The 20,746-nt window shown below is 66.4% G+C and carries 18 protein-coding genes; 6 read left to right on the plus strand and 12 right to left on the minus strand.

Going from position 1 to position 20,746, the window contains the following annotated elements:
- Positions 1-445: 445 nt before the first annotated feature.
- The 11 genes from SAZ01S_RS01465 to SAZ01S_RS01515 all read right to left on the minus strand — a co-directional run bounded on the left by SAZ01S_RS01465 (position 446) and on the right by SAZ01S_RS01515 (position 13,316).
- Positions 446-2,728: a hypothetical protein gene (locus SAZ01S_RS01465; RefSeq protein WP_139809888.1), complete on the minus strand. Its 2,283-nt coding sequence runs from the start codon at positions 2,726-2,728 to the stop codon at positions 446-448.
- 26 nt (positions 2,729-2,754) lie between these two features.
- The gene (locus tag SAZ01S_RS01470) at positions 2,755-4,149 is read right to left on the minus strand and encodes a c-type cytochrome (RefSeq protein ID WP_084579357.1); all 1,395 of its coding nucleotides are present in this window, start codon (positions 4,147-4,149) and stop codon (positions 2,755-2,757) included.
- A 3-nt stretch (positions 4,150-4,152) separates the two neighbouring features.
- Positions 4,153-4,551 carry a hypothetical protein gene (locus SAZ01S_RS01475; RefSeq protein ID WP_084579358.1) on the minus strand — a complete coding sequence of 133 codons (399 nt, stop codon included), beginning with the start codon at positions 4,549-4,551 and terminating at the stop codon, positions 4,153-4,155.
- A gap of 11 nt (positions 4,552-4,562) precedes the next feature.
- Positions 4,563-6,014: a c-type cytochrome gene (locus SAZ01S_RS01480; protein WP_084579360.1), complete on the minus strand. Its 1,452-nt coding sequence runs from the start codon at positions 6,012-6,014 to the stop codon at positions 4,563-4,565.
- A 20-nt stretch (positions 6,015-6,034) separates the two neighbouring features.
- Positions 6,035-6,472, minus strand: coding sequence for a hypothetical protein (locus SAZ01S_RS01485; protein WP_084579362.1), 438 nt, complete (start codon positions 6,470-6,472; stop codon positions 6,035-6,037).
- Positions 6,469-7,833 carry an NADH:flavin oxidoreductase gene (locus SAZ01S_RS01490; RefSeq protein WP_084579364.1) on the minus strand — a complete coding sequence of 455 codons (1,365 nt, stop codon included), beginning with the start codon at positions 7,831-7,833 and terminating at the stop codon, positions 6,469-6,471. The genes SAZ01S_RS01485 and SAZ01S_RS01490 overlap by 4 nt, the downstream gene beginning before the upstream one ends.
- Positions 7,833-8,696, minus strand: coding sequence for a hypothetical protein (locus tag SAZ01S_RS01495; RefSeq protein WP_084579366.1), 864 nt, complete (start codon positions 8,694-8,696; stop codon positions 7,833-7,835). The genes SAZ01S_RS01490 and SAZ01S_RS01495 overlap by 1 nt, the downstream gene beginning before the upstream one ends.
- On the minus strand, positions 8,693-10,612 hold the full coding sequence (locus tag SAZ01S_RS01500; protein WP_218017997.1) for a peroxidase family protein: 1,920 nt from the start codon (positions 10,610-10,612) through the stop codon (positions 8,693-8,695). The genes SAZ01S_RS01495 and SAZ01S_RS01500 overlap by 4 nt, the downstream gene beginning before the upstream one ends.
- Before the next feature lie 280 nt (positions 10,613-10,892).
- A complete protein-coding gene (locus SAZ01S_RS01505; RefSeq protein WP_139809889.1) occupies positions 10,893-11,237 on the minus strand; it encodes a thiolase family protein in 345 nt (114 codons plus the stop codon).
- An 82-nt stretch (positions 11,238-11,319) separates the two neighbouring features.
- On the minus strand, positions 11,320-12,126 hold the full coding sequence (locus SAZ01S_RS01510; RefSeq protein ID WP_084579370.1) for an SDR family NAD(P)-dependent oxidoreductase: 807 nt from the start codon (positions 12,124-12,126) through the stop codon (positions 11,320-11,322).
- Between the two features lie 26 nt (positions 12,127-12,152).
- Positions 12,153-13,316: an HlyD family secretion protein gene (locus tag SAZ01S_RS01515; protein WP_084579372.1), complete on the minus strand. Its 1,164-nt coding sequence runs from the start codon at positions 13,314-13,316 to the stop codon at positions 12,153-12,155.
- Between the two features lie 104 nt (positions 13,317-13,420).
- On the opposite strand from SAZ01S_RS01515, the gene SAZ01S_RS01520 reads away from it, so the two are divergent.
- The 3 genes from SAZ01S_RS01520 to SAZ01S_RS01530 are packed head-to-tail and all read left to right on the plus strand — an operon-like array spanning position 13,421 to position 17,031.
- Positions 13,421-15,022 (plus strand): DHA2 family efflux MFS transporter permease subunit, encoded by a 1,602-nt coding sequence (locus tag SAZ01S_RS01520; RefSeq protein WP_245824494.1) that lies wholly within the window; start codon positions 13,421-13,423, stop codon positions 15,020-15,022.
- A gap of 12 nt (positions 15,023-15,034) precedes the next feature.
- Positions 15,035-16,441: an efflux transporter outer membrane subunit gene (locus tag SAZ01S_RS01525; protein ID WP_084579374.1), complete on the plus strand. Its 1,407-nt coding sequence runs from the start codon at positions 15,035-15,037 to the stop codon at positions 16,439-16,441.
- Complete coding sequence (locus SAZ01S_RS01530; protein WP_245824496.1) at positions 16,420-17,031, plus strand: TetR/AcrR family transcriptional regulator; 612 nt, start codon at positions 16,420-16,422, stop codon at positions 17,029-17,031. The genes SAZ01S_RS01525 and SAZ01S_RS01530 overlap by 22 nt, the downstream gene beginning before the upstream one ends.
- Positions 17,032-17,526: 495 nt before the next feature.
- Here SAZ01S_RS01530 and SAZ01S_RS01535 read toward each other — a convergent pair whose 3' ends face one another.
- Positions 17,527-17,823: a putative quinol monooxygenase gene (locus SAZ01S_RS01535; protein ID WP_084579378.1), complete on the minus strand. Its 297-nt coding sequence runs from the start codon at positions 17,821-17,823 to the stop codon at positions 17,527-17,529.
- Positions 17,824-18,085: 262 nt separating this feature from the next.
- On the opposite strand from SAZ01S_RS01535, the gene SAZ01S_RS01540 reads away from it, so the two are divergent.
- The 3 genes from SAZ01S_RS01540 (at position 18,086) to SAZ01S_RS01550 (ending at position 20,727) form a co-directional block, all read left to right on the plus strand.
- Entirely contained in the window at positions 18,086-18,880 is a 795-nt protein-coding gene (locus tag SAZ01S_RS01540) for a type 1 glutamine amidotransferase domain-containing protein (protein ID WP_084579380.1), read from the plus strand.
- A gap of 110 nt (positions 18,881-18,990) precedes the next feature.
- Positions 18,991-19,752, plus strand: a complete 762-nt coding sequence (locus SAZ01S_RS01545; protein WP_084579382.1) for an alpha/beta hydrolase — start codon at positions 18,991-18,993, stop codon at positions 19,750-19,752.
- Positions 19,753-19,818: 66 nt separating this feature from the next.
- On the plus strand, positions 19,819-20,727 hold the full coding sequence (locus SAZ01S_RS01550) for an MBL fold metallo-hydrolase (protein ID WP_084579384.1): 909 nt from the start codon (positions 19,819-19,821) through the stop codon (positions 20,725-20,727).
- Positions 20,728-20,746: the final 19 nt, after the last annotated feature.

Consider the following 20,746-nt stretch of genomic DNA (forward strand, 5'->3'; position numbering starts at 1 on the left):
GAAGATCGATGCAGGCGGTCGCCGGAAGGTAAACTCATGCCCGGGACAGACAGCGCCACATTGATACCGCGGCTTGCTCTCGCGAAGTACGTCAAAGGCAGTCTTCCTGCACGTACAGAGGGGGGGTATATCCTATCGCGTAGTTCTTGCCGCTCACTGGCCGACAGCTCGACCTGGTGATGGTCACGCGCGGGCGATCGGCGGCGGGCGAAGGACCGGCTTCGGCGCCCAGTGCCCAGAGGCATCGGTGCTGCTAACGGCCGCATTCGGCCTGTACGGCCGGTTCCATTCGGTGGTCGAAAAGACGTGTGTCGGTCGACACCTGCCGCCGCAAGCGAACGCCGGGATCGGTGATCTTTGCCATACGTTTCGGCCATGAACGTTCCAGACCGATGGGATGCCCGTCTCCTTCGCCTTAGCCCGTGCCGCCCCATCCTGCGCATAGCTATGGCGCGGGCTGGCTCTGCCGCACTAGGTCGTGAAGCCGGCGCCACGCCACCCGCTGCGCCTGTTCGCACCGGCTGATCGTTGCACCCGGCGCTAGCGGGCGGTTGAGCCGGTCCACCTCGTCGAACATCCGCTTGCGAGACGGTTGCGAGAGCGCCCAGCTCATCGCGAACGGGCGTTCGTCGTCCGCGATGCAGGGGATGAGACGGACTTCGCGGGGCGCGGGGCACTGGGCCGTCGCGCTGGCCACGTCCCGCCGCGCGAGCCGGGACAGCGTGATCTCGGCGCGGCCACCCTGGGTGTTCAACATGCCGCGTAGCGGTGCCAGGACGTCGTTCGCGACCGACCCGCCTGCCGCTTTGGGGCGCCATCGTTCGGCGGTGATCAGAGACGGTTCCTTAACGGACGGCGTCTCGTGGAGGCTGCACGCGTCCCAGACGAGACTGTCGAATTCTCGCTTCTTCCTATTTGTGCTCTTTTTGCTCGGATACACGATCGCGTCATTGCGCAGCGTGACGAAGATCGGGACCGGTTCCACGCAGATATGCTCCCTGTCGCAAAGCACGCGCCACGCCCGATCGATGGCGTCGAACAGGTCGAGCGTGGTTTCCACCCCGCTCGCTTCGACATAGCCGCCGTCGATCACATGGCCCGCAACGCGATCGGACCGCTTGACTTTCAGCGTGCCGGCAGGGCTGACCCAGGAAAAGCGCGCCGAATTCATGACCGCGGTCGAGGCACGAACCTCGCGGTCCATCACGTCGTGGAAATCATAGGTATCGGGCAGCACCGGCCGGGGCGGGTCCTCGCTCCCGCTGGACTCGGTGGTCCAGGTGATGTTGCTCGTGACGATACGATGCCCGTCCTCCTGGATGGCGCCGACGAGCAACAGGTTCGGCCGCCAGCCGCTGCCGCCCTTCCACAGGTCGAGGAAGGGCGCATTCAGCATCCCGACGCAGTTGCCCTGGATCGCGAGCAGCCTGCACTGCCGGTCCCAGCCGTCCTCGAAGCCGCGCTCGATGCTCCAGGCACGGTCGCGGAAGAGCGGAAACGGCAGGAAGCGCTGGAGGAAATCGGTGTAGAGCATGCCGCCGATCGCAGGAGCCAGGAAGTCGGTGGAGGCATGGCCCTTGCTCAGCGCGGCGCGATACGGGGTGCCATCCGCTGCCTTAAGCGAGGCGACATATTCCACCGCGCCCAGGCTCCCGCCGGAAACCGCGGTGATGGCGAAAATGCGCCTGGCGATGTCAGCATCGCTGCTCGCACCGTCGCCGACCAGCCCGTTGAGAACGGCGGTGGTCCACAAGGCAGCGCGGGAAGCGCCGCCAGCGGCGGAGACCAGGATGATGGGTTGAGTCATTTTCTGGCCCGGCGAGGGCCGGAACTGCAACGCCCATTGCCGGTAGGCCTGCTCGATCGTCGGCCGCGTTGGGCGCGCGACGTCGAGCAAGCGCACCTGATGGTTGTCGTTAAAGATGCTCACCACCAGCGCGACAAGCACGAAGAAGCTGAGCCAGGGAAACCGCTCGCGCCAGGTGAGCGCCATCAGTACGCACACGCCGGGGATGACCAGGGAGAAGCCGATAAACGCGAGCGCGGCGGATCCCGCCCATAGCGGGAACGTCACCGGGTCGAGGGCGAGCCAAACGAGGCTCGTGGCGGCGAGCAGCACGGAGCCCCCCAACACAAGGAGCTCGAACGTGGTCAGGCCCCAGCGTACGGGCTGGGCAAGCAGTTTTTCCGCGCTTGGGAACGTGATGAGCCATTCGACGAGGCGGTAACGCTTCCAGAAACCGAGATAGGCCAACGCTCCCAGCACCAGCAGGAATGCGGCCTGTTCCGCGACATGGTGGCCGTCCGGAACGCGCCAAACGGCGATGGCGCAGACAATGAACGGAAAAATTCCCAGCAGACGCGGTAGCTGGAGCAGCAAACCGTCGTCGCACCAATGATGACGAGAACCGTGGCGGCGCTCCAGCAGGAACCTTGCCCAGAGCCAGGACTGGAAACCGAGAAAGGCGATCGCCGCGACGAACAGCCACCACTGGGTCTGCGAGTTGCTTGTCTCCGCCCAGGAATCCGAAATGGTCGCGATCACGTCTCGCCCTTGCGGCGCGACCAGAACGAGCAGGGCACCGAAGCCGAGCAGCAGTACGATGAAACGCAGATCCGCGACGTCGAGGTAGCGGGCGTGCAAGGGAACCCAGGTCCGATGGAGGAAACGGGACAGCGGGTTGCTGCCGGAGCGACGCTCGGGCCTTTCGGTCGGACTTTTTCCCATTCCGCCTGTCCCCTCCCCGCGCGCGATCAGAGCGTCTTCAGATATTCGACCAAGGCATGCCGCTCCGCATCGCTCCGTTCCGTACCCCAGAGATGACCGCCATTGCCGTTGCCGGGCAGCTGCGTATCGAACAGCGTGCCGCGATCGCTGCGGAAACCGCCCGCCACCGGATCATAGGACGTGCTGCCCCGGCCGAACCGCACGGGCCGCCTGTTCGGCGGCAGCAGCAGTGCGTCCAGCGTCGGCACGGAGCCGTTGTGCAGATAGGGCGCACGCGCCCAGATGCCGTCCAGCGGCGCAGCGACATAGCCGTCGGTCTTGGCGAAATGGCGGTAGCGCCAGGGATAGATGTCGAGCCGCGAAAAACCGTCCACCGTTTCCTGCGTCATCGCATCCAGCCGGTTGCGATCGGTACCGGTCCAGGCGATCGGGATCGCCTGCCCCGTCTTGGCGCCGCCTGGTGCGTGGCAGTCGGCGCATTCCTGCGCGAACAGGCTCTTGCCCTGCGCGGCCAGCGCGGCATTGACCGGCCATGGGAAGCGCGGCGACCGAAGATCTATCAGCCACCGCTCTATCCTGTCCAGGCTAGCGCGGTCGATCGAGCGAGCGCTCGCGCCGTTGCCGATGCCCGAGTTGAGCACCACCTCGTGCAGGTCGCTGTTGACGCCGTCCCAGTGGAGCAGCCCGTTGCGGCGGCCACGCATATTCCACAGCGCGGGAAAATCGGTGATGTCGAGCGTTCCGTCGAACGGAAGGCCGAGGATCTGGATCTTCGCCGGCTGAAAGCCCGGCGAGCGCCCCGGCCCCCAATCGGTCTGATCGTCCATGAACTGCAGCTGCCAGGCCTGCTTCGCCAGTTGCTGCTTCACCTGCGGAAGGACGATGCGTCGATAGAAGAGGCGTTCCATCGCGCTGAGCGGATGGCCCAGCCGCTCGGCTTCAGTGAAGACCGCTTCGGGTGTGAACGCGGGGCTCGCGGCACAGCGCTGCAGAAAGCGGAGATAGGCCTGCAGGTTGAGGCGGGTGTTGGGCGCACCCGCGATCAGCCTTGCCTGCCCGTCCGGCCCGCGGACCTCACCGGCGTGGCACAGCGCGCAATTGATGCCGATCCGGTCTACCCCGACGCGCTCCACCGGCATGCCGACCGGTGTGGCGTGCCCCGGCTCCCAAAGGAAGCCGAAGCGTCGATAGCCGGCTGCCTGCTGGTCCGTCGGCATGCAGATGCCGGGCATGGTCTCCCAGATACGCAGCGGCAGCCCCTGCACAGGCTCGACGCCGACCGAGCCATACAGGAAATGCTCGCGATCCGAGGCGTAGACCCGCGTCGGCGGAAACAGGGTCCGATATGCGGGCGGTGCCAGCAGGATCAGCAGGGCCAGCAGCCCTGCCGCCGCATATCCCAGACGGTGGCGCAGTCGCATGGCTCAGCCCGCCTCGCCGCTGCGAACGATCCGAATCAGCAGGATCAGCTCGAGCAGCCCGATCGTCCCGTCTCCCGCCATCAGGCCCAGGAACCCCGCGGGCATGAAGCCCAGCACGACCCCGACCAGGAAGGTGCTCGCCGGCACCAGCCGCCCTACGATCAGCAACCAGGCATTGGCGCGGTACCGGAACGGGTCGTTTGCCGCCGGGATATAGAAGAGGCTGAGAATCATCAGCAGGATCGAATAATTGTAGAGCCAGGTCACATCCTGCTGGTCGCCTAGCCGAAGCGCGTTCAACAGCGCATGGGGGTCGAAGAAGACAGCCCAGACGCCGAACGTCCAGTTCACCAGTACGCCGATCCAGACCACGATCCGGAACAGGCCGCGCGCGTCGGTCATCTCCGCCCCCTCTACAGTGTCTTGAGATATTCGATCAGTGCCGTCTTCTGCTCCGGCGTCAGGTCGATTCCGTACAGATGGCCGCCATTGCTGTTGCCGCGGTCGCGTGTGTCGAACCGGTAGAACTGCCGGCCATGCGCGGCGGGCACGTCGGAGACGAACCCCACCCGCAGCGGATCATAGACGTCATAGCCCCGGTAGAAGACGGCGCGCCGCTCGCCCGGGGGCGACAGCAGTTCGCTCAGCGTCGGCACCGAGCCGTTGTGGAGATAGGGTGCGCGCAGCCAGATGCCGTCGAGCGGATGGCTGGCATAGCCTTGGGTCGGGCGGAAACGATGGAAAGCCCAGGACTTGCCGGCACCGATGGTGTTCATTTTCGCCGCCATGCTGTCGTCGAAGGCCAGCTGGCGTTCGGGGTCGGTCTGTAGGTATTTGGTCGGAATAACCGCGCCGAAGCCCTTTTGCCCCGCTTCATGGCACGACGCGCACAGCGCTTTGTAGATCGGCGCGCCTGCCGCCATCTTGGCAGGGTCGATCGCAAACGGATAGCGCGGCGCCGGCATCTGCATCAGCCATGCCTTGATGCGGTTGATCGCCGCCATGTTGACGTTGTTCGAAAGCGTAATCGGCGTCGCGCCCGCACCGATCGAGGCCGACAGATTGCGCTCGTCGAGCGAATCATTGTTGCCGTCCCAGTGAAGCCACAGCCCTTCGCGCGACTTCTGGTCCCAGATCGACATGAAGTCGGCGGTGCCGATGGTCTTGTCCTGGGTCATGTCCTGGTGAAAGACCAGAACTTTATACGGATTGAAGGTATCAACCCGCCCTGGCCCCCAAGGGGGGCGGCCGACGACGATTGAATCGAACTGTGCGCCGCCCTCGATCAGTGCCTTGCGCACCTGGGGCACGGCGATGCCGTAGATCAGCCGGTCCTTCACGCCGAGCTGGATGTGCCGCCCGATCGCCGCGATCACCTTCTCCTTGGTGAAGGATGCACTGCGCCCGCAGTTGAACAGAAAGCGGAAATAACCCATCAGGTCGAGCTGCTGTGCGGGCGCTCCCAGATAGACCGCAGGCGTCGCCTCGGGCGAAGCGCGGACCGTGGTCGAATGGCACAGCGCGCAATTGGGGCCGACCTGGTCGAGCGGTCCCACGCGGCGCATCGAGAAGCCGATCGGGGTGGGCTTGCCCGGCTCCTGGATAACCCCGAGCGACGCATAACCGCCTGGCAGCAAGCCCTTGCAGACCTCCGGCATCGTCGCCCAGATCCAATAGGGGATGCCATTCACGTCGCTCGAGATCGAGCCGTAGCGGAAATGGTCGGCGTCGCTCGTGTAGGTAACCGGCCGATCGATCCGCGAAACCTGACGGAAGATCGACAGCCCCACCAGCGCCAGGATGACGAGGATGCCCAGCAGGATCCACAGCCAGCGAACCGGCTTCCGCGCATTCGTGGTTGCCATGAACAGTCCCTCCCTGCCGCTCAGGGGCGGCTCATCACCTCGGCCTGAAAATATCGGTAATAGAAGTTGGCGATCAGCAGCGCCGCGATCAGTTCGAACCCCGCCGGCCAGAGCAACCGCCCGCCCAGTATCGCGAGGGCGACGGCGAGTACCCCGCGCTCGACGATGCCGAGCAGGTTGATCAGCTTCGTGCGCGCAGGCGCGGGGCGACCCAGCGCCAGGAACAGCAGGTTCAGCAGCAACAGCAAGCCCGCAAGACGCACCAGCGGGAGCGCCCCCGTGGCGTCGAAGCCGAGCAGATAGGCCAGGTTGCGAGGCTCGATCAGGAGCGCGAGCGCCGCCGCAGCCTCGACGATGAGGATGGCGCCAAGCACGACGCCAAAGGTGATGCGCGCCCGCTCTGCTGCGATGCCGGTATAGCCACGGGAGAGCGTGTCGGTAAGGCTGGGGGTGCTCATCGCGTTAGCAAGCCTTCTTCCGCGGGGATTTTGAGATCGGCGTGGGTGGAGTAGATCGACATGATCGTCTGGATCATGCGGTCATAGTCACCGTCGTACCGGTCCACCTCGTAGCAGCCGAGCGGGTTCTTGGGCGCATTGACCAGGCAACGATTGCAATAGGTGCAGGGGCGTTCCGGCTGGTCGGCGCCCTGTTCCCAGATCTTCACCAGATCGTTGTTCGCGATCAGTGAGCGCGCGATCGATACGCCGTCGCAAGCACCGCTGTGGATCGCGTCGGTGATCACCGAGGCGTGCTGGAACCCGCCCGTGACGATCACCGGGATCGATACCGACTGCTTGATCAGCCGCGCGTCCTCCAGGCTGATGCCCTCGACCGGATGGCCCTTCTTCAAGCGGAACCAGATCCAGTGGAAGATCGGGCGCAGCAACTTGTATCGAAACATCAGATAGTTGCGGAGGCCGAAGTCCCCCGACGTGATCATCGTGTCATAGGTGGTCGACAACACGTCGAGCGGGAAATCGCCCGGCGGGTTGAGCGGGTGGGGAAAGGAGGACCCGCTCGACACATGGATCGCATCGACGCCGGCGGCTTCGCACCATTTGGCGATCTGCACCGCGTCCTCGATCCTGTTGCCGACCTTGTCCCACGGCATGACGTTGTTGTGATCGACTCCGCCCAGCTTCACCTGCAGATGGAAGTCACGGCCGACACGGTGGCGGATCGCGTCGATCACCTCCAACAGGAAGCGGGCGCGGTTCTGCAGGCTGCCGCCATATTCGTCGGTGCGGTCGTTGATCCCCGAACTGAGGAACTGGGTGAACAGATAGCCATTGGCGGAGTGTAGTTCGCACCCGTCCAGCCCCGCCTCGCGCGCGCGCCAGGCGCCGTCGGCAAAGGCTTTCACCACCTGCGCGATCTCGGCCTTGTCCATCGCTTGGCAGGGCACGCCGTTGATCGGCTCGCGGGTGCTCGTCGCGCTGCGGGCGATGCGGTGCTTGTTGTGAATGCCCGGCAGGTCGAGCTGGCGCCCAGAGTGGCTGAGCTGCATGATGAACTTGGCACCGTGCGCATGCACCGCCTCGCCCAGCTTCTGCCAGAGCGGGATATACGCATCGCGGTGCACCGTCCCGTAACCCGCGATGATGCGCCCCTCCATCATTACAGGGACGTAGGAGGAAATGATCGCCCCGACGCCGCCGGCCGCAAACTTCGACTCCCAGTTGATCCGGGTCTGCGTGATGGAGCCGTCCTCATTGTCGAAGCGTCCGGAGATGCTCGAGCGGAAGATACGGTTCTTCACTTCCAGGTTGCGGAAACGCAGCGGTGAAAAAATCACCTCTCGGCCGTTCGCATCCATTACGCAGCCTCCCAGATCGCGGCGTAGAGAGCGGGAACCCAGCTATGGGCCGGGCACTGGCACCAATGCCCGCGCATCAGGGCCGAGCCCATATTCGGATTGGCGGCAAAAGCGGCGTCCAGCTTGAGCAGGACGAGCGTGTTCGGTCCAAACCCGCCAGCGGCGGACAGGCCGGCGGCGGTTGGCTGCCGCAACACCTGTTTGGGGGCGACCATCACCCGCGCCACCGCCGCGCTGGTCGAGAGCAGAGCCGCCTGTTCTCGGTCGGCCCACAGGGCCCGCATGCGTCGCAGCGCGGCAACCATGTTGTGGATGGCGATACCGGTCGCGTGCACGCCGACCGGGCTCCCGCCGACACGGCTGCCCAGTTCTTCGCGGGCGCGCGCTACGCGCCCCGTCAGCTTCCAGACCAGCGCCCGCAGCGGATTGAAATTGCGCGGGGCCGCGTCGAGGATGCGAGCCGCCGCCCAGCTGCGAGCGTCCGCCGCATAATCGGGGTCGAATTGCCGACCCACAATATTCTGCAGCAGGATCCCGGCATCACGGACCCGGCCCTCGCCGCGGACAAAGGCGGCCAGCGGCCTCAGGTCCTGCGTCGCGACCTGACCGGCCAGCGCGGTGAACTTGGCCTCGGTTGCGGCCTGCAGCGCCTGGCGCTCGGGATCGTTGCGAGGCGAGACCGGCGGAAACGGGTTGCCGCCGAGCTGCAGCGCTCGCCGTACGCCCCCGAACACCATCCGGTTGAGTAGGGGGCCGCGGCGCATATAGACGCGATCCATGCGCGGATCGTCGACGACGCGCGCAATCGTTTCCGCATCATCGATGCTGAGCAGGTCGACCAGGCCGGGGATCGTCAGCCTCATGCCGCACCGCGCGCCCAGGGGAAGAATGGGTTCCGCGTCTCCGCAAAGGCGGGAATAAGGCTCGGGCAGTGGCGTTCCAGCACGGTGCGCAGGCTGTTGTCGGCGATATAGCTGAAGCCTGCGGGCGTATAGACCTCGGGCCGGAAATCGGTGGTGTAGAAGCGATCGCTCTTCAGTCGGCGCGACGCCATCAGAATGAAGATGTGGAACACCGTATCGGAGAAGCCGAAGCCGACGGGCGTGCCGCCGTTGCTCTCGCACAGCGTGCCTATCAGCAAATCGACATGCTCGACATGGTCGTAGATGGCGGCAACCTCGCGGCACCATTGCTTGTTGGTGGAGAGCTCATCGAACGTTCGGGGTGCGGACATGCCCATCATCCGCCGGAACGCGCAGTAGCGCGGGATCCCCCGTTCGCGGTCGCGCAGAATGTCGATCGCGGCGATGTCATTATAGACTCCCCCGGTTTCGTTGGCAGGGAGCTGGCGCAGGAAATTGGGATAGTTGTGCAGGACCAGCGCGCCCGGATGGCTGGTGGCCAGCGAATAGACAATGTCGTCAAAGTCGATCCGGTCGTGGAGCGACGAGACCCGGCCATGCGAGACGCCGGCCATGTCGGTCTTCAGCAGTTCGACATCGTCCTGCGCGCGGCGGAACGAAAATTCATCCGGAATGAGCGAATGCATCCGGTAGCAGGCGACGAATTCTTCCGTCATCGAGAAGGGCGCGGCATGATGGTCGGTTTCCGATCCCATGATGCCCGAATTCTCTTCATTGTCGTCGAACCGCCCGAAGCCGCGGGTGAAATGCTCACCGGCAAGTCCCCACCAGTTGGTCCGCATGATCAGGCGACCCGTCGGCGAGTTCATCAGCGCCGGCGTCCATTCTGTCGTATGGATCTTGGCGATCAGCGCCGCATTCACCAGCCGCGCCTTCTGGAAGAGCCACTCGCCGGACGCCTGCGGATAGTCGGCCTTCAGCCGGTCGACGATGGCGTTGTGCTCGCGGGCGAACAGGGTCTGGAACACCGACAGGCCGACCCACCAATTGCCGCTGATGCCCGCCAACTCCTGCCCGGCGAAGCGCGCGCCTTCGACGTCGCCGATATCTTCCTTGGCCGGGCAGATCGGGAGGTGCCCCTTGCCCCGCAGCCCGAGCTTGCCGTCCGCAAGGAACTCCCCCGTTTCCGGGTCGGTGCGGATCAGCTTCTGCCGGCGGAGGCTCGATCCATAGATTTGCGAGCCGTCCCACCAATGGGTCTCGGTATTGGTGTAGGTGGCGGGGCGTCCCTCATCTCCCGGCTGTGCTGCGTCGGGAACGCCGCGCAGCACCCGCATCGGCGAGCCTTGCGGCCAGTCGTCCCCTGCCTCCAGGGGTAGTTCATACGGATTTTCCGTCGTGTTCTTCCCGTGGCTCATCCAGTCATGCACCATGAACTGGAGCCAGCCCGAAATGAGCACGTTAAGATGCGGTACGGGCACGAAGTCGCGACGGGCCAGCAACTGATTGCTGATCGTGCGCGGGTTCGGCTCCAGTAACGCCGCGCCCTCGCAGCCGAACGTCGCATTGATCGGAAAATTGCGTCCGAAGCGAACGCCGGCCATGCCCATCGCAGGATCACCAAGGTCGTTGTGGCTTCCGTCGGCGGTTCGCGCCGTCATGAAGTCCACACCCGGATCCGGCTCGGGTGCCTTGGGTCGCTGTAGCGGATAGGTATCGAATAGATTGGACCACCGCATGTTCACGCGCGTACCGAATAGCGTGATCAACTGTATCAGGAATGGCCACTTGTGCCATGGCGCAAAACGCGCGGTCATCCGTGCAATAACCCCTGCAACAGATTCCAAGGCTGTTTTCGCCAAAGCCCTTCCCCCCCCGGATCCGAGTCCCGGCAACCTACGACGAATAATTTCCAAATACAATCTAAGGCGTAGGGACATCGATCGGATCAGAACACGACCGTATCGATCAAGCAGATGACGGGTGCGAAGGTATGGACTTCTCGGTCGTAAAGAATGCGTGACTAGTCCTTGTCTCCGCTGGATATGTTTCGACTTTATGCCCCGGAGGCCAGAGCACGGTCCTGGTGGAAATCGGTAGCTTTAGGTTTTTCTTCGAGAGGATGCGGGCGGAATGGTCCGATCCGCGAGCGCTTCGCGATATCCACGCATTCGACCATTGACGGTGCGTCTACCGCTAAACGGGCGGGACTTTCTGAACCGCCCGCCCGTTCCAGCGCCTCCGCCACCGCCGGCACCGGCGCGAGCCCGATCCGCAGACCCGGTTGACGGTCAGCGCCGGAACGCCGACCGGCAGGCCGCCGCCGATCGCCGCCTGGCGGGTAGGGTTCATGCGGTTGCCAGCCTGGATCACGTTGCCCAACACGACCGAGCCGACCCGTGCCGCATCGAGCCCCGTGCGGCGCAGCGCCTCGCGGACGACGGCGGCGCCAAGCTCGGTCGCGGGCACGTCCTTCAACGAACCGCCATAGCTGCCGATCGCCGTGCGTACCGGCTCGCAGATCACGATATCCCGCGCCATTGCCTCTACTCCACCATCAAATTCTGAACGCTGGCAGCGGTCGGCCGCTCGGTTTCACGACCCCGCCGCTGCGATCCCTGGGTCACGCCGCGACGGTCTCCGCAGCGGCGCGGTAGCGCGGTGCCACCTCGCGGCGGGAAAGCTCGGAGGCCATGGCGAGCCGCGCCGCCTGCATCGCCTGCCATTTGCTTTCGTCCGCCAGCGGCGGGATGGTGACGGTCTCGCCGCGATCGAAGCCGAGCAGCGCGGCGTCGACCAGATCGCCCGCGTCCATCACCCATTCCGCCGGGAAGGAATCGACGTCCTTGCCCGAGCGCGCCCAGATTTCGGTTCGGGTCGCGCCCGGCAGCACCGCCTGGACGCGGATGCCCTTGTCGCCGACTTCCTTGGCGAGGCCCTGGCTGAGGTTGAGCAGGAAGGCCTTGGTGGCGCTATAGGTACCGTCGAACATCTCGGGCGCGAGCGCCAGCACCGACGACAGGTTGATGATGCCGCCCTTGCCGCGTTGCGCGAACGCCCGCACCGCGGCACCGGCCAGCAGCGTCGGCGCGGTCACGTTGATCGCGATCAGCCGCTCGATCGTCGCCGTCGGCGTGTCAATCAGCGTGCCCTCGAGCGAAATGCCGGCATTGTTGACGAGCAGGGTCAGCGTCTCGTCCTCGGCGATCCGCGCTTCGACCTTGGCCAGCTGCGCGCGATCGCTGAGATCGGCAGCCAGCACGTCGACGCGCACACCGGCCTCGGCGCGGAGGCGCGTGGCGAGCGCATCGAGCCGGGCGACATCGCGCGCGACGAGGACGAGGTCATAGCCGCGATGGGCGAGGCGATCGGCATAGATCGCGCCGATGCCAGTCGAGGCGCCGGTGATGAGCGCAGTTCCTTGGGACATTAGTTTTCTCCTTGTTTGAAGCGGGGTCAGTGGGACAGCCGCACCTTGGCGGTGACGGACAGGCCGGGGCGCAGCGCCTGGTCGATGGCCTGTCCGGGGTCGAAGCGGATGCGCACCGGCACGCGCTGGACGATCTTGGTGAAATTGCCGGTGCCGGGCTCGAAGGGCAGCAGCGAGAAGCTGGCGCCGGTGCCCGGCGCGAAGCTTTCGACATGGCCGGTCAGCGGATGGTCGAGCGCGTCGACGCGGATCGTCGCGGGCTGGCCGGGGCGCATGTCGCGGGTCTGCGTCTCCTTGAAATTGGCGGTGACGTACAGCGCGTGCATCGGCACCAGCGAGAGCAGCCGCGAGCCGGGCTGGACATAGTCCCCGACCCGCACCTGCCGGTTGCCCACCACGCCGTTCACCGCCGCGCGGATCAGCGCATGCCCCTGGTCCTGCCGCGCCAAATCGAGCGCGGCGACAGCGCGCAACCGCGCCGCCTGGGCCTGTTCGAGCGCGGCCAGCAGGCCGGGGCGCCGCGTCGCGGTGACCGCCGCCTGCTGCTCCGACACGGCGAGCAGGGCCTGCGCCTTCGCCGCCTCCTGCGCGCCACTCACGGCCTTGGTGCGGTAGGTCTCGGCATCGCGGGCGGCGACCGCGCCGGTCGCGACCAGCGCATCGTAGCGGCGGCCATCGGCTGCCGCGCGCGCCGCCTCGGCGGCGGTCGAGCGGATCGCCGTGCGCGCGGCGGTCACCTGGGCGGCGGCGAGTCGCTGTTCCGCATCCAGGCTGGTAAGCGCAGCGCGTGCCGCAGCGATGTTGGCATCGGCATCGGCGAGATCGGCGCGCGCGCTCGCCGCCTTGGCGTCGAACTCCTCCGGGTCGATCCGTACCAGCGGATCGCCGGCACGCACGACCTGGTTGTCGCGCACATACACCGCGCCGACCAGCCCGCGGACCTTGGGCGCAACGGTGGTCGAGTCGGCCGCGACATAGGCGTCGTCGGTCGCCTCGACGGAAGGCCGCGCCGTGATCCACAGCGCGCCGCCGCCCGCAACCGCCAGTGCCAGCGCGGACACGAGGATCACGCGCCTGCCGGGCAGGCGACGGCGCGGAGCTGCCGCCGTCGAGGACGTTTCCGCCGGCCCGCTCGCATCGACCGGTCGCCGCAGTTCCACCACCTGTTCCCCGATCGGTTCCGCGCTCACTGGGCGCCTCCTTGCCGAAATGCCTTGCCTATATGACGATCATCATATTATATGACGTTCATCATATGTCGAGTCCCAATTTTGCTGGTTCGAAAGGAAGCGCGTTGGCCGGGTGGTTGCAGGCACTGAGTCAGGACTGGTCGGCGAACCCGTCGGCGATGCCGACCGCGCGCAAGTTCCTGATCTTCGGCGTGATGGCCTTCGGCCAGTTCATGGCGCTGTTCGACATCCAGATCGTCTCCGCGTCGCTCAGCGACGTGCAGGCAGGGCTCGCCGCCGGGCCGGACGAAGTCAGCTGGGTGCAGACCGCCTATCTGATGGCCGAGCTCGTGATGATTCCGCTCTCCGGCTATCTCGCCGGGGCGATGTCGACGCGGTGGCTGTTCGTCCTGTCGGCCGGCATGTTCACCTTCTCCAGCCTGATGTGCGGGCTGTCGTGGAACATGGAATCGATGATCGCCTTCCGCGCGCTGCAGGGCTTTACCGGCGGCGCGATGGTGCCCCTGGTCTTCGCCGTCGGCTTCACCATCTTCTCCGGCAAGCAGCGCGCGCTGATCCCCGCCATCCTCGGCACGGTGAGCGTGCTGGCGCCGACGCTCGGCCCCAGCGCGGGCGGCGCGATCACCCAGGCGCTCGACTGGCGCTGGCTGTTCTTCATCAACATCGTGCCCGGCGTGATCGTGACGCTGCTCGCCGCGCAGATCCTGCGCATCGACCGCGCGACGCCGTCGATGTTCGCGCGGATCGACTGGAGCCATTTCGTCGCGATGGCGGTGTTCCTGGCCGGGCTCGAATATGTGCTGGAGGAAGGCCCGCGAAACGACTGGCTGGGCGATCCGGGCATCGCCGTCGCGGCCTGGTGCTCGGCGGTGGCGTTCGTGCTGTTCCTCGAACGCTCGTTCCGCTCGACCAACCCGCTGGTGCGGCTGCAGCCCTTCCGTCGCCCGACCTTTGCCTTCGCCTGCATCTTCAACTTCGTGATCGGCATCGGCATGTATTCGGCCATCTATCTGGTGCCGGTCTATCTCGCCCGGATCCGTGGCTATGACGCGCTCCAGATCGGCACCACGGTGTTCGTCGTCGGCGTTACCCAACTGCTCAGTGTGGTGATCAGCGCCTATCTGAGCCAGCGGGTGGACATGCGCTGGATGATCACCGTCGGCCTGTCGCTGTTCGCCTGGAGCCTGTGGCTTACCTCCGGCATGACCAGCGACTGGGGCTTCTGGGAGTTCTTCCTGCCCCAGGCGGTGCGCGGGCTGGCGCTGATGCTGTGCATCGTCCCCAGCGTCAACATGGCCCTGGCGGGCTTCGCGCCGACCGAGCTGCGCTATGCCTCGGGCCTGTTCAACCTGATGCGCAATCTGGGCGGGGCGATCGGCATCGCCGTCGTCAACACGCTGCTGCGCGACCAGGCCCGCATCGCCTCGACGCGGCTGGGCGAGGCGCTCGGCAGCCATCCCGGTGCCGCGACCGATGCGGTGGCGACGATCGCGCGCCGCCTCGGCCAGGTCGCGCCCGATCCACGCGAGGCGATGAGCATGGCGCAGGGCCTGTTCGCCCGGCTGGTGGGCCGCGAGGCGCTGACGATCGCGTTCGACGACGTGTTCCGCCTGCTCGCCTGGATGTTCCTCGCGGCGCTGGTGATGGTGCCCTTCTGCCGCCCGCCCGCCAATGCCGCCCCGCCCCCGCCGGATGCGGCGCACTGAGGAGACCGCGCCATGCGCCTTGCCCCTGCCCTGCTCGCCGTCTCGGCACTGTCCGGCTGCGCCGCCGGCCGGGACTATACCCGCCCCGGAGTGGCGCTGTCCGCCGCCTATCATGCCCCGGTGCCCATCGCCGCGCCCGACGCGCAGTGGTGGCGCTGCTTCGGCGACCCCGTTCTCGACACGCTGGTGGAAACTGCGCTGGCGCAGAATCTCGACGTCGCGGCCGCCGCCGCGCGGGTCGACCAGGCCCGCGCCGCCGCCGGTGCCGCCGGCGCTGCCCTGCTGCCCCGGCTCGATCTCGCCGCCTCGGTCGACCGCACCCGACAGTCGCTGCGCACGCCGGTCGGCGCGGTGGCGAACCGCCTCGACCTGCCGCGCGACTTTTCGCTCTACACGGTCGGGCCGCAGGCATCCTGGGAGCTCGACCTGTTCGGCGGCCTGCGTCGCGGGCGCGAGGCGGCCCGTGCGGACCTTACCGCCGCTGCCGCAGGCGCCGACGCGGTGCGGCTGAGCATCGCGGCGGAAACGGCGGACGCCTATCTCCAGCTTCGCGGGCTGCAGGCGCGATACGCCGTCGTCGCACAGCAGCTGGAGACCGAACGCAAGCTCGCCGCGCTGGTCCGCCAGCAGGCCGAACAGGGGCTGGTCGCCGAGCGCGAACTGCACCGCGTGCTGGGCGAAAGCGCCGGGATCGAGGCCAGTCTCGCCCCGCTCCGTGCTGCCATCGCCGGCCAGATCCACCGCCTCGACGTGCTGACCGGGCGCCAGGCGGGATCGGACCCGCTGCACCTCGCGACCGCGCAGGCGGTCCCCGACGCGCCCGATCCCGGCGGCAGCGCCATCCCCAGCGACCTCATGCGCCGCCGCCCCGATCTTGCCGCCGCCGAACGCCGGGTTGCCGCCAGCAATGCGCGGACGGGCGCGGCGCTCGCCGATTATTACCCGCACCTCGCGCTGAACGGGCTGCTCGGCTTCGCCAGCATCGGCACGGGCAGCCTGTTCACCAGCGCCGGCCTGCAGGCGAGCGGCGGCGCGGGGCTGCGCTGGCGCCTGTTCGACTTCGGCCGCGTCGATGCCGAGGTAGCGCAGGCCCGCGGCCAAGAGGCCGAGGCACTGGCGCAGTTTCGCGGCGCGGTGCTAAGGGCCACCGAAGAGGTGGAAACCGCCATCGTCCGCCTTGCCGAAACACGGACCGAAATTACCTTGCGCGAACAACAGGTCGCATCGCTCATCCGCTCGCGCGACCAGGCGCGGCAGGGCTATGCGGGCGGTGCGCTGTCGCTGGTCGACGTGCTCGACGCGGACCGCGCGCTGCTGGAGGCGACCGATCGCCTCGCCGCGGCCCGCGCCGAGGCCGCCCGCGCATCCGTCGCGGCGGTTCGTGCATTGGGCGGAGGATGGCAGACGAGGAGCGGATGAGCGAAGCAACTACCCCCAAGGAGCGCACGCGCGCCCGCATCCTCGACGAGGCGGCCAAGGCGATGCGCGAGAAAGGCGCCGATGGCATCGGCGTCGCCGCGCTGATGAAGCGCGCCGGGCTGACGCATGGCGGCTTTTACGCCCATTTCGAGAATCGCGACGACCTGGTGGCGCATGCGGTGGATCGCATGTTCCAGGACAGCGACTTCCTACTGAAGCGCCATCTTGCGGAGAATGCCGCGGCCAAGGGCCTGTCAGAGCTCATCGACTATTATCTGTCGGACGAAACACGGAAGCGCACCGATGGTGGCTGCCCGCTTCCCAGTCTGGGAGGCGAAGCAAGCCGGATGCCGGCCGCCGCCCGGCAGCGCTTCTCGGAAGGCATCCAGGCGTTTCGCGCCGCATTGGCCGCAAGCCTGACGGCGTTTGGTTCGCCTGACCCCGAGTCCTTGGCCGCCTCCGTCCTGGCCGAGATGGTCGGCGCAATGACCCTGGCCCGCACCCTCGACGAGGATGCGGCAAGGGTCGCGTTGCGGGCATCGAGGGAGCAGTTGAAGCGCCGGATCGGGCTCCCCGCCCTATCCAATTGAAATTCTGCCAATGGCCGAGCCGCTTAGGCTGATCGGCCGCATATCCGCCGGTGCGCTGCGAGGCAGCGCGGAGACTGCGACAAGATGGATGGCGATCGCCCCGACACCGGCTTTTACCCCAGGTAACGCGACAGGCGTCGAGACCCCGGCACTTGGATCGAACCTCGTTGCGGAAGGGAGAGCCTTGCACCACCGTCGAGTTTTCCAGCTTCTAGCGGCATCACTTGCGCCAGCGACGGCGCCCTAACGCTTGCGGCAGCGAGCGATCGGGCGGGATCGTCCTTGGTGCGCACCCGGGAAATCGGGCGCACGACGCTGAGGACATCGGGCAAGCCGATCGCGATGCCCGAAGGGCAGATCGTGACCGTGGTCACGAGCTACCGCATCGGTCCGGGCGCCGCTTTGCCGTTGCACAAGCATGTCTATCCCCGCTTCAGCTTTAGCCGAGCGTGCCGGGCAGGATATCCTTGAGGGCCATGATCGAATCCCTCCTGGTCAGGCGACGATGCGCGGTTCGAGGCTGAACGCCGTGCGGTCGGCCAATTGTGTGATGGTCGCCAGATAGTGCTGGAAGTGCGGCGTCGCGCGGTGCGCCTCCCGCGCCGCGGCGTCAACATAGAGCTCGTCGAGGACGAAGATTCCCGGCTCGGCCTGATCTGCCCACAGGTCGTAGCGCAGATTGCCCGGCTCCGCCCGGCTCGGTTCCACCATGTCTTCGAGCAGCGTCCGCAATTCCGCCTCCCTGCCCGGACGCGCCGTCAGCACGGCGATGGTCTTCACGTTGTTGGTCATCTCGCTTCCTCTTCGGCTGCGGTGCAATTTCTTGATGCAGCGTGCCGCCAGACGGGTTGTGCCGGGCGCAGGCTAGGTAGCGCAGATCGTTTCCGGACCGCAGTTAAGCCGGGTCAAATCCGGAGAGTGTCGCGAAACGCAGTCCTGGAAGCGACCTACCCTCCCTTAACGCGACATTACCGCAATTGACGCCTCCTGGAAGATCAATGGGCTTAGATACCCCTGTACTGCTGCTGGGCCGATCTAGGCCAGGGAGGACAGGATGCGCAAAGGCAAGGTCGTCGTCATCGGTTCCAATGCGAACCGCATCGAAACCCAAGGCGGATATTGGGGAGACACCGGCAATTATCTGAACGAGACCGTGGTCCCGATGCTGGCGCTCATCGATGCCGGCTACGACGTCGTGCTCGCGACGCCCAATGGCGCCCCGCCGACGATGGATAAGGCGTCGGACTCGCCCGCGCACTTCGGGGGCGACGTGCAGGCCTATGAGCACGCCAAGCTGTTCTGGATCGACGACCCGTCGATGCAGGGCCGTACGCTCCGTTCGATCCTCGACGAGGGTATCGAAACCTATGACGGGGTCTTCATCCCTGGCGGCCAGGCCCCGATCGTCGACCTGATGCAGGACCAGGAGCTCGGCGAAATCCTGCGCCATTTCCATACGCACCAGAAGCCGACGGCGATGCTCTGTCACGGCCCGATCTCCGCGACCGCCGCCATGCCCTACGCGCGCGAGTTTCGCGCCGCGCTGATCGCGGGCGACCATGCCAAGGCGAAGGAATGGTCCAGGGGCTGGCAATATGCCGGCTATCGGATGACCGTGTTCCAGAAGTCCGAGGAGAAGGTGATCGAGGACACGATCCTCCACGCCAGGATCTATTTCGACATGCCCTATGCGCTCGGGCTGGCGGGTGCAGTCGTAGACACGGGCCCGGACTTCGAGCCCTATGTCATCGAGGATCGCGAGTTGATCACCGGCCAGAACCCACGCTCGGACCACCCGATCGCCACGGCCCTCATCGCGGCGCTGGATCACAAGCTCGGCCATGCCTGACCACCGGCCGAACACGATCTGAAACCGCGGCGATGCGCGCGCTTCGGCCCAGGTGCGTACGCGAGCACCCGGCAGCGAGCGCGCCCCCCGATCAACCTGGAGTGACGTCGATGAAACATCTTATTGCAGGAGTGCTCCTCGCCATGGCCACCACCGCTGCCGCTGCCGCCCAGCCCCGCACCCCGACCAAGCCCATCTCGATCGTGCTGGTGCATGGCGCATTCGTCGATGCCTCGGGCTGGAAGCCGGTCTACGACATCCTGACCAAGGACGGCTATGAGGTGCTGGTCGTCCAGAACCCGACGGTCACGCTCGACGGGGACGTCGCGGCCACGCGCCAGGTTATCGCAAAGGCAAGCAAGCCGGTGGTGCTGGTCGGCCACAGCTATGGCGGCGCGGTCATCACCGAAGCGGGCGCGGATCCCAAGGTGAAGAGCCTCGCCTATATCGCGGCGCTCGCCCCCGATGCCGGGGAATCGGTGTTCGAACTGGCGACCCGGCCGGTGCCGGGCGAAGCCGGCCCGCCGCTGCTGCCGCCGGACAACGGGTTCATCATCGTCGACCCGGCCAAATTCCCGACCGCCTTCGCGGCGGATGTCGATATTGCGATCACCGGCTTCATGGCGGTGGCGCAGGTTCCCTGGGGCCTGGCCGCGGTGCAGACCAAGCTGACCACGGCGGCATGGCACGACAAGCCGGTCCGCTGGATGCTGACGACACAGGACCATATGGTCTCGCCGACGACCCAGCGCTTCATGGCGACCCGCGCCAAGGCCAAGCTGACCGAGATCAACAGCAGCCACGCCGTCATGCTGTCCCACCCGAAGGATGTCGCCGCGTTCATCGAGGCGGCGGCTGCCGCGGCCAACTAGGCGGCCCGCTGCGAGAACGGTGCCTCGCCGGACGGTCGATCCAATATAGTTGAAGGAGATGGCAGAATGGCCGATTCATCCGACACGCCCACCGCACTCGACCGTCGCCAGGCGATAACGCTGGCCGGCGCCACGATACTTGCCTCGACGCTGTTCGCCGCACCGGTGTCGATCGGTGCCGCCATCGCGCGCCCGGCGGCAAGCGCCAGCCTTACCCAGATCCGCAATGCCACCTTGCGAATCGAGTATGGCGGCGTCCGCTTCCTCGTCGACCCGGTGCTGGCGGACAAGGACGCCTATCCGGGCTTCGAGGGGACGGCAAACAGCCAGCGGCGCAATCCGCTTGTGCCGCTGCCCATACCGCTTGCTTCGATCCTCGACGTCGATGCGGTCATCGTCACGCACCTGCACCCCGATCATTGGGACGAGGCGGCGAAGGATAAGCTGAACAAGGCGCTCCCGATCTTCGCGCAGAACGCCAGCGATGCTGCCCAGCTCCGCTCGGCAGGCTTCGCAGACGTCCGTATTCTGACCGAAAGCACCGAGTATCGCGGCGTGCGCCTGAGCCGCACGGGCGGGCAGCATGGCACCGACGCCGACCTGAAGGCGTTACCGCAGATCCTCGGCCCGGTCAGCGGCTTCGTCCTGCGCCACCCGGCGCACAAGACGCTGTACGTCGCCGGCGACACGATCTGGAACCGCGAGGTCGAGCGCGCCATTGCCACCTACGCCCCCGATGTCATCGTCCTGAACGCCGGCATGGCGACCGTGATCGGACTGGATCCGATCATCATGGGCCCGACGGACGTCCTTGCCGTACATCGCGCCGCGCCGAATGCGATGCTGATTGCGAGTCACATGGAAGCCGTGAACCACTGCATTCTCAGCCGCGCCGATCTTCGTGCTTTCTCCAGGCGAGACGGGTACGCGCAGCGCCTGCTGATCCCCGCAGACGGGGAAACTTTGCCGATCTAATACCAAGCTGGTTGATACC

Origin of the sequence: Sphingomonas azotifigens NBRC 15497 (genome assembly GCF_002091475.1) — a bacterium.
In the GTDB taxonomy this organism is placed as follows: Bacteria; Pseudomonadota; Alphaproteobacteria; order Sphingomonadales; family Sphingomonadaceae; genus Sphingomonas; species Sphingomonas azotifigens.

What these genes read in the sequence shown, in the direction of transcription:
- SAZ01S_RS01545 (WP_084579382.1), top strand. Translation starts at nt 18,991, where the DNA reads ATGAAACATCTTATTGCAGGAGTGCTCCTCGCCATGGCCACCACCGCT.
- SAZ01S_RS01505 (WP_139809889.1), bottom strand. Translation starts at nt 11,237, where the DNA reads ATGGCGCGGGATATCGTGATCTGCGAGCCGGTACGCACGGCGATCGGC.
- SAZ01S_RS01535 (WP_084579378.1), bottom strand. Translation starts at nt 17,823, where the DNA reads ATGACCAACAACGTGAAGACCATCGCCGTGCTGACGGCGCGTCCGGGC.
- SAZ01S_RS01525 (WP_084579374.1), top strand. Translation starts at nt 15,035, where the DNA reads ATGCGCCTTGCCCCTGCCCTGCTCGCCGTCTCGGCACTGTCCGGCTGC.
- SAZ01S_RS01470 (WP_084579357.1), bottom strand. Translation starts at nt 4,149, where the DNA reads ATGCGACTGCGCCACCGTCTGGGATATGCGGCGGCAGGGCTGCTGGCC.
- SAZ01S_RS01465 (WP_139809888.1), bottom strand. Translation starts at nt 2,728, where the DNA reads ATGGGAAAAAGTCCGACCGAAAGGCCCGAGCGTCGCTCCGGCAGCAAC.
- SAZ01S_RS01495 (WP_084579366.1), bottom strand. Translation starts at nt 8,696, where the DNA reads ATGAGGCTGACGATCCCCGGCCTGGTCGACCTGCTCAGCATCGATGAT.
- SAZ01S_RS01550 (WP_084579384.1), top strand. Translation starts at nt 19,819, where the DNA reads ATGGCCGATTCATCCGACACGCCCACCGCACTCGACCGTCGCCAGGCG.
- SAZ01S_RS01530 (WP_245824496.1), top strand. Translation starts at nt 16,420, where the DNA reads ATGGCAGACGAGGAGCGGATGAGCGAAGCAACTACCCCCAAGGAGCGC.
- SAZ01S_RS01540 (WP_084579380.1), top strand. Translation starts at nt 18,086, where the DNA reads ATGCGCAAAGGCAAGGTCGTCGTCATCGGTTCCAATGCGAACCGCATC.
- SAZ01S_RS01510 (WP_084579370.1), bottom strand. Translation starts at nt 12,126, where the DNA reads ATGTCCCAAGGAACTGCGCTCATCACCGGCGCCTCGACTGGCATCGGC.
- SAZ01S_RS01485 (WP_084579362.1), bottom strand. Translation starts at nt 6,472, where the DNA reads ATGAGCACCCCCAGCCTTACCGACACGCTCTCCCGTGGCTATACCGGC.
- SAZ01S_RS01490 (WP_084579364.1), bottom strand. Translation starts at nt 7,833, where the DNA reads ATGGATGCGAACGGCCGAGAGGTGATTTTTTCACCGCTGCGTTTCCGC.
- SAZ01S_RS01475 (WP_084579358.1), bottom strand. Translation starts at nt 4,551, where the DNA reads ATGACCGACGCGCGCGGCCTGTTCCGGATCGTGGTCTGGATCGGCGTA.
- SAZ01S_RS01480 (WP_084579360.1), bottom strand. Translation starts at nt 6,014, where the DNA reads ATGGCAACCACGAATGCGCGGAAGCCGGTTCGCTGGCTGTGGATCCTG.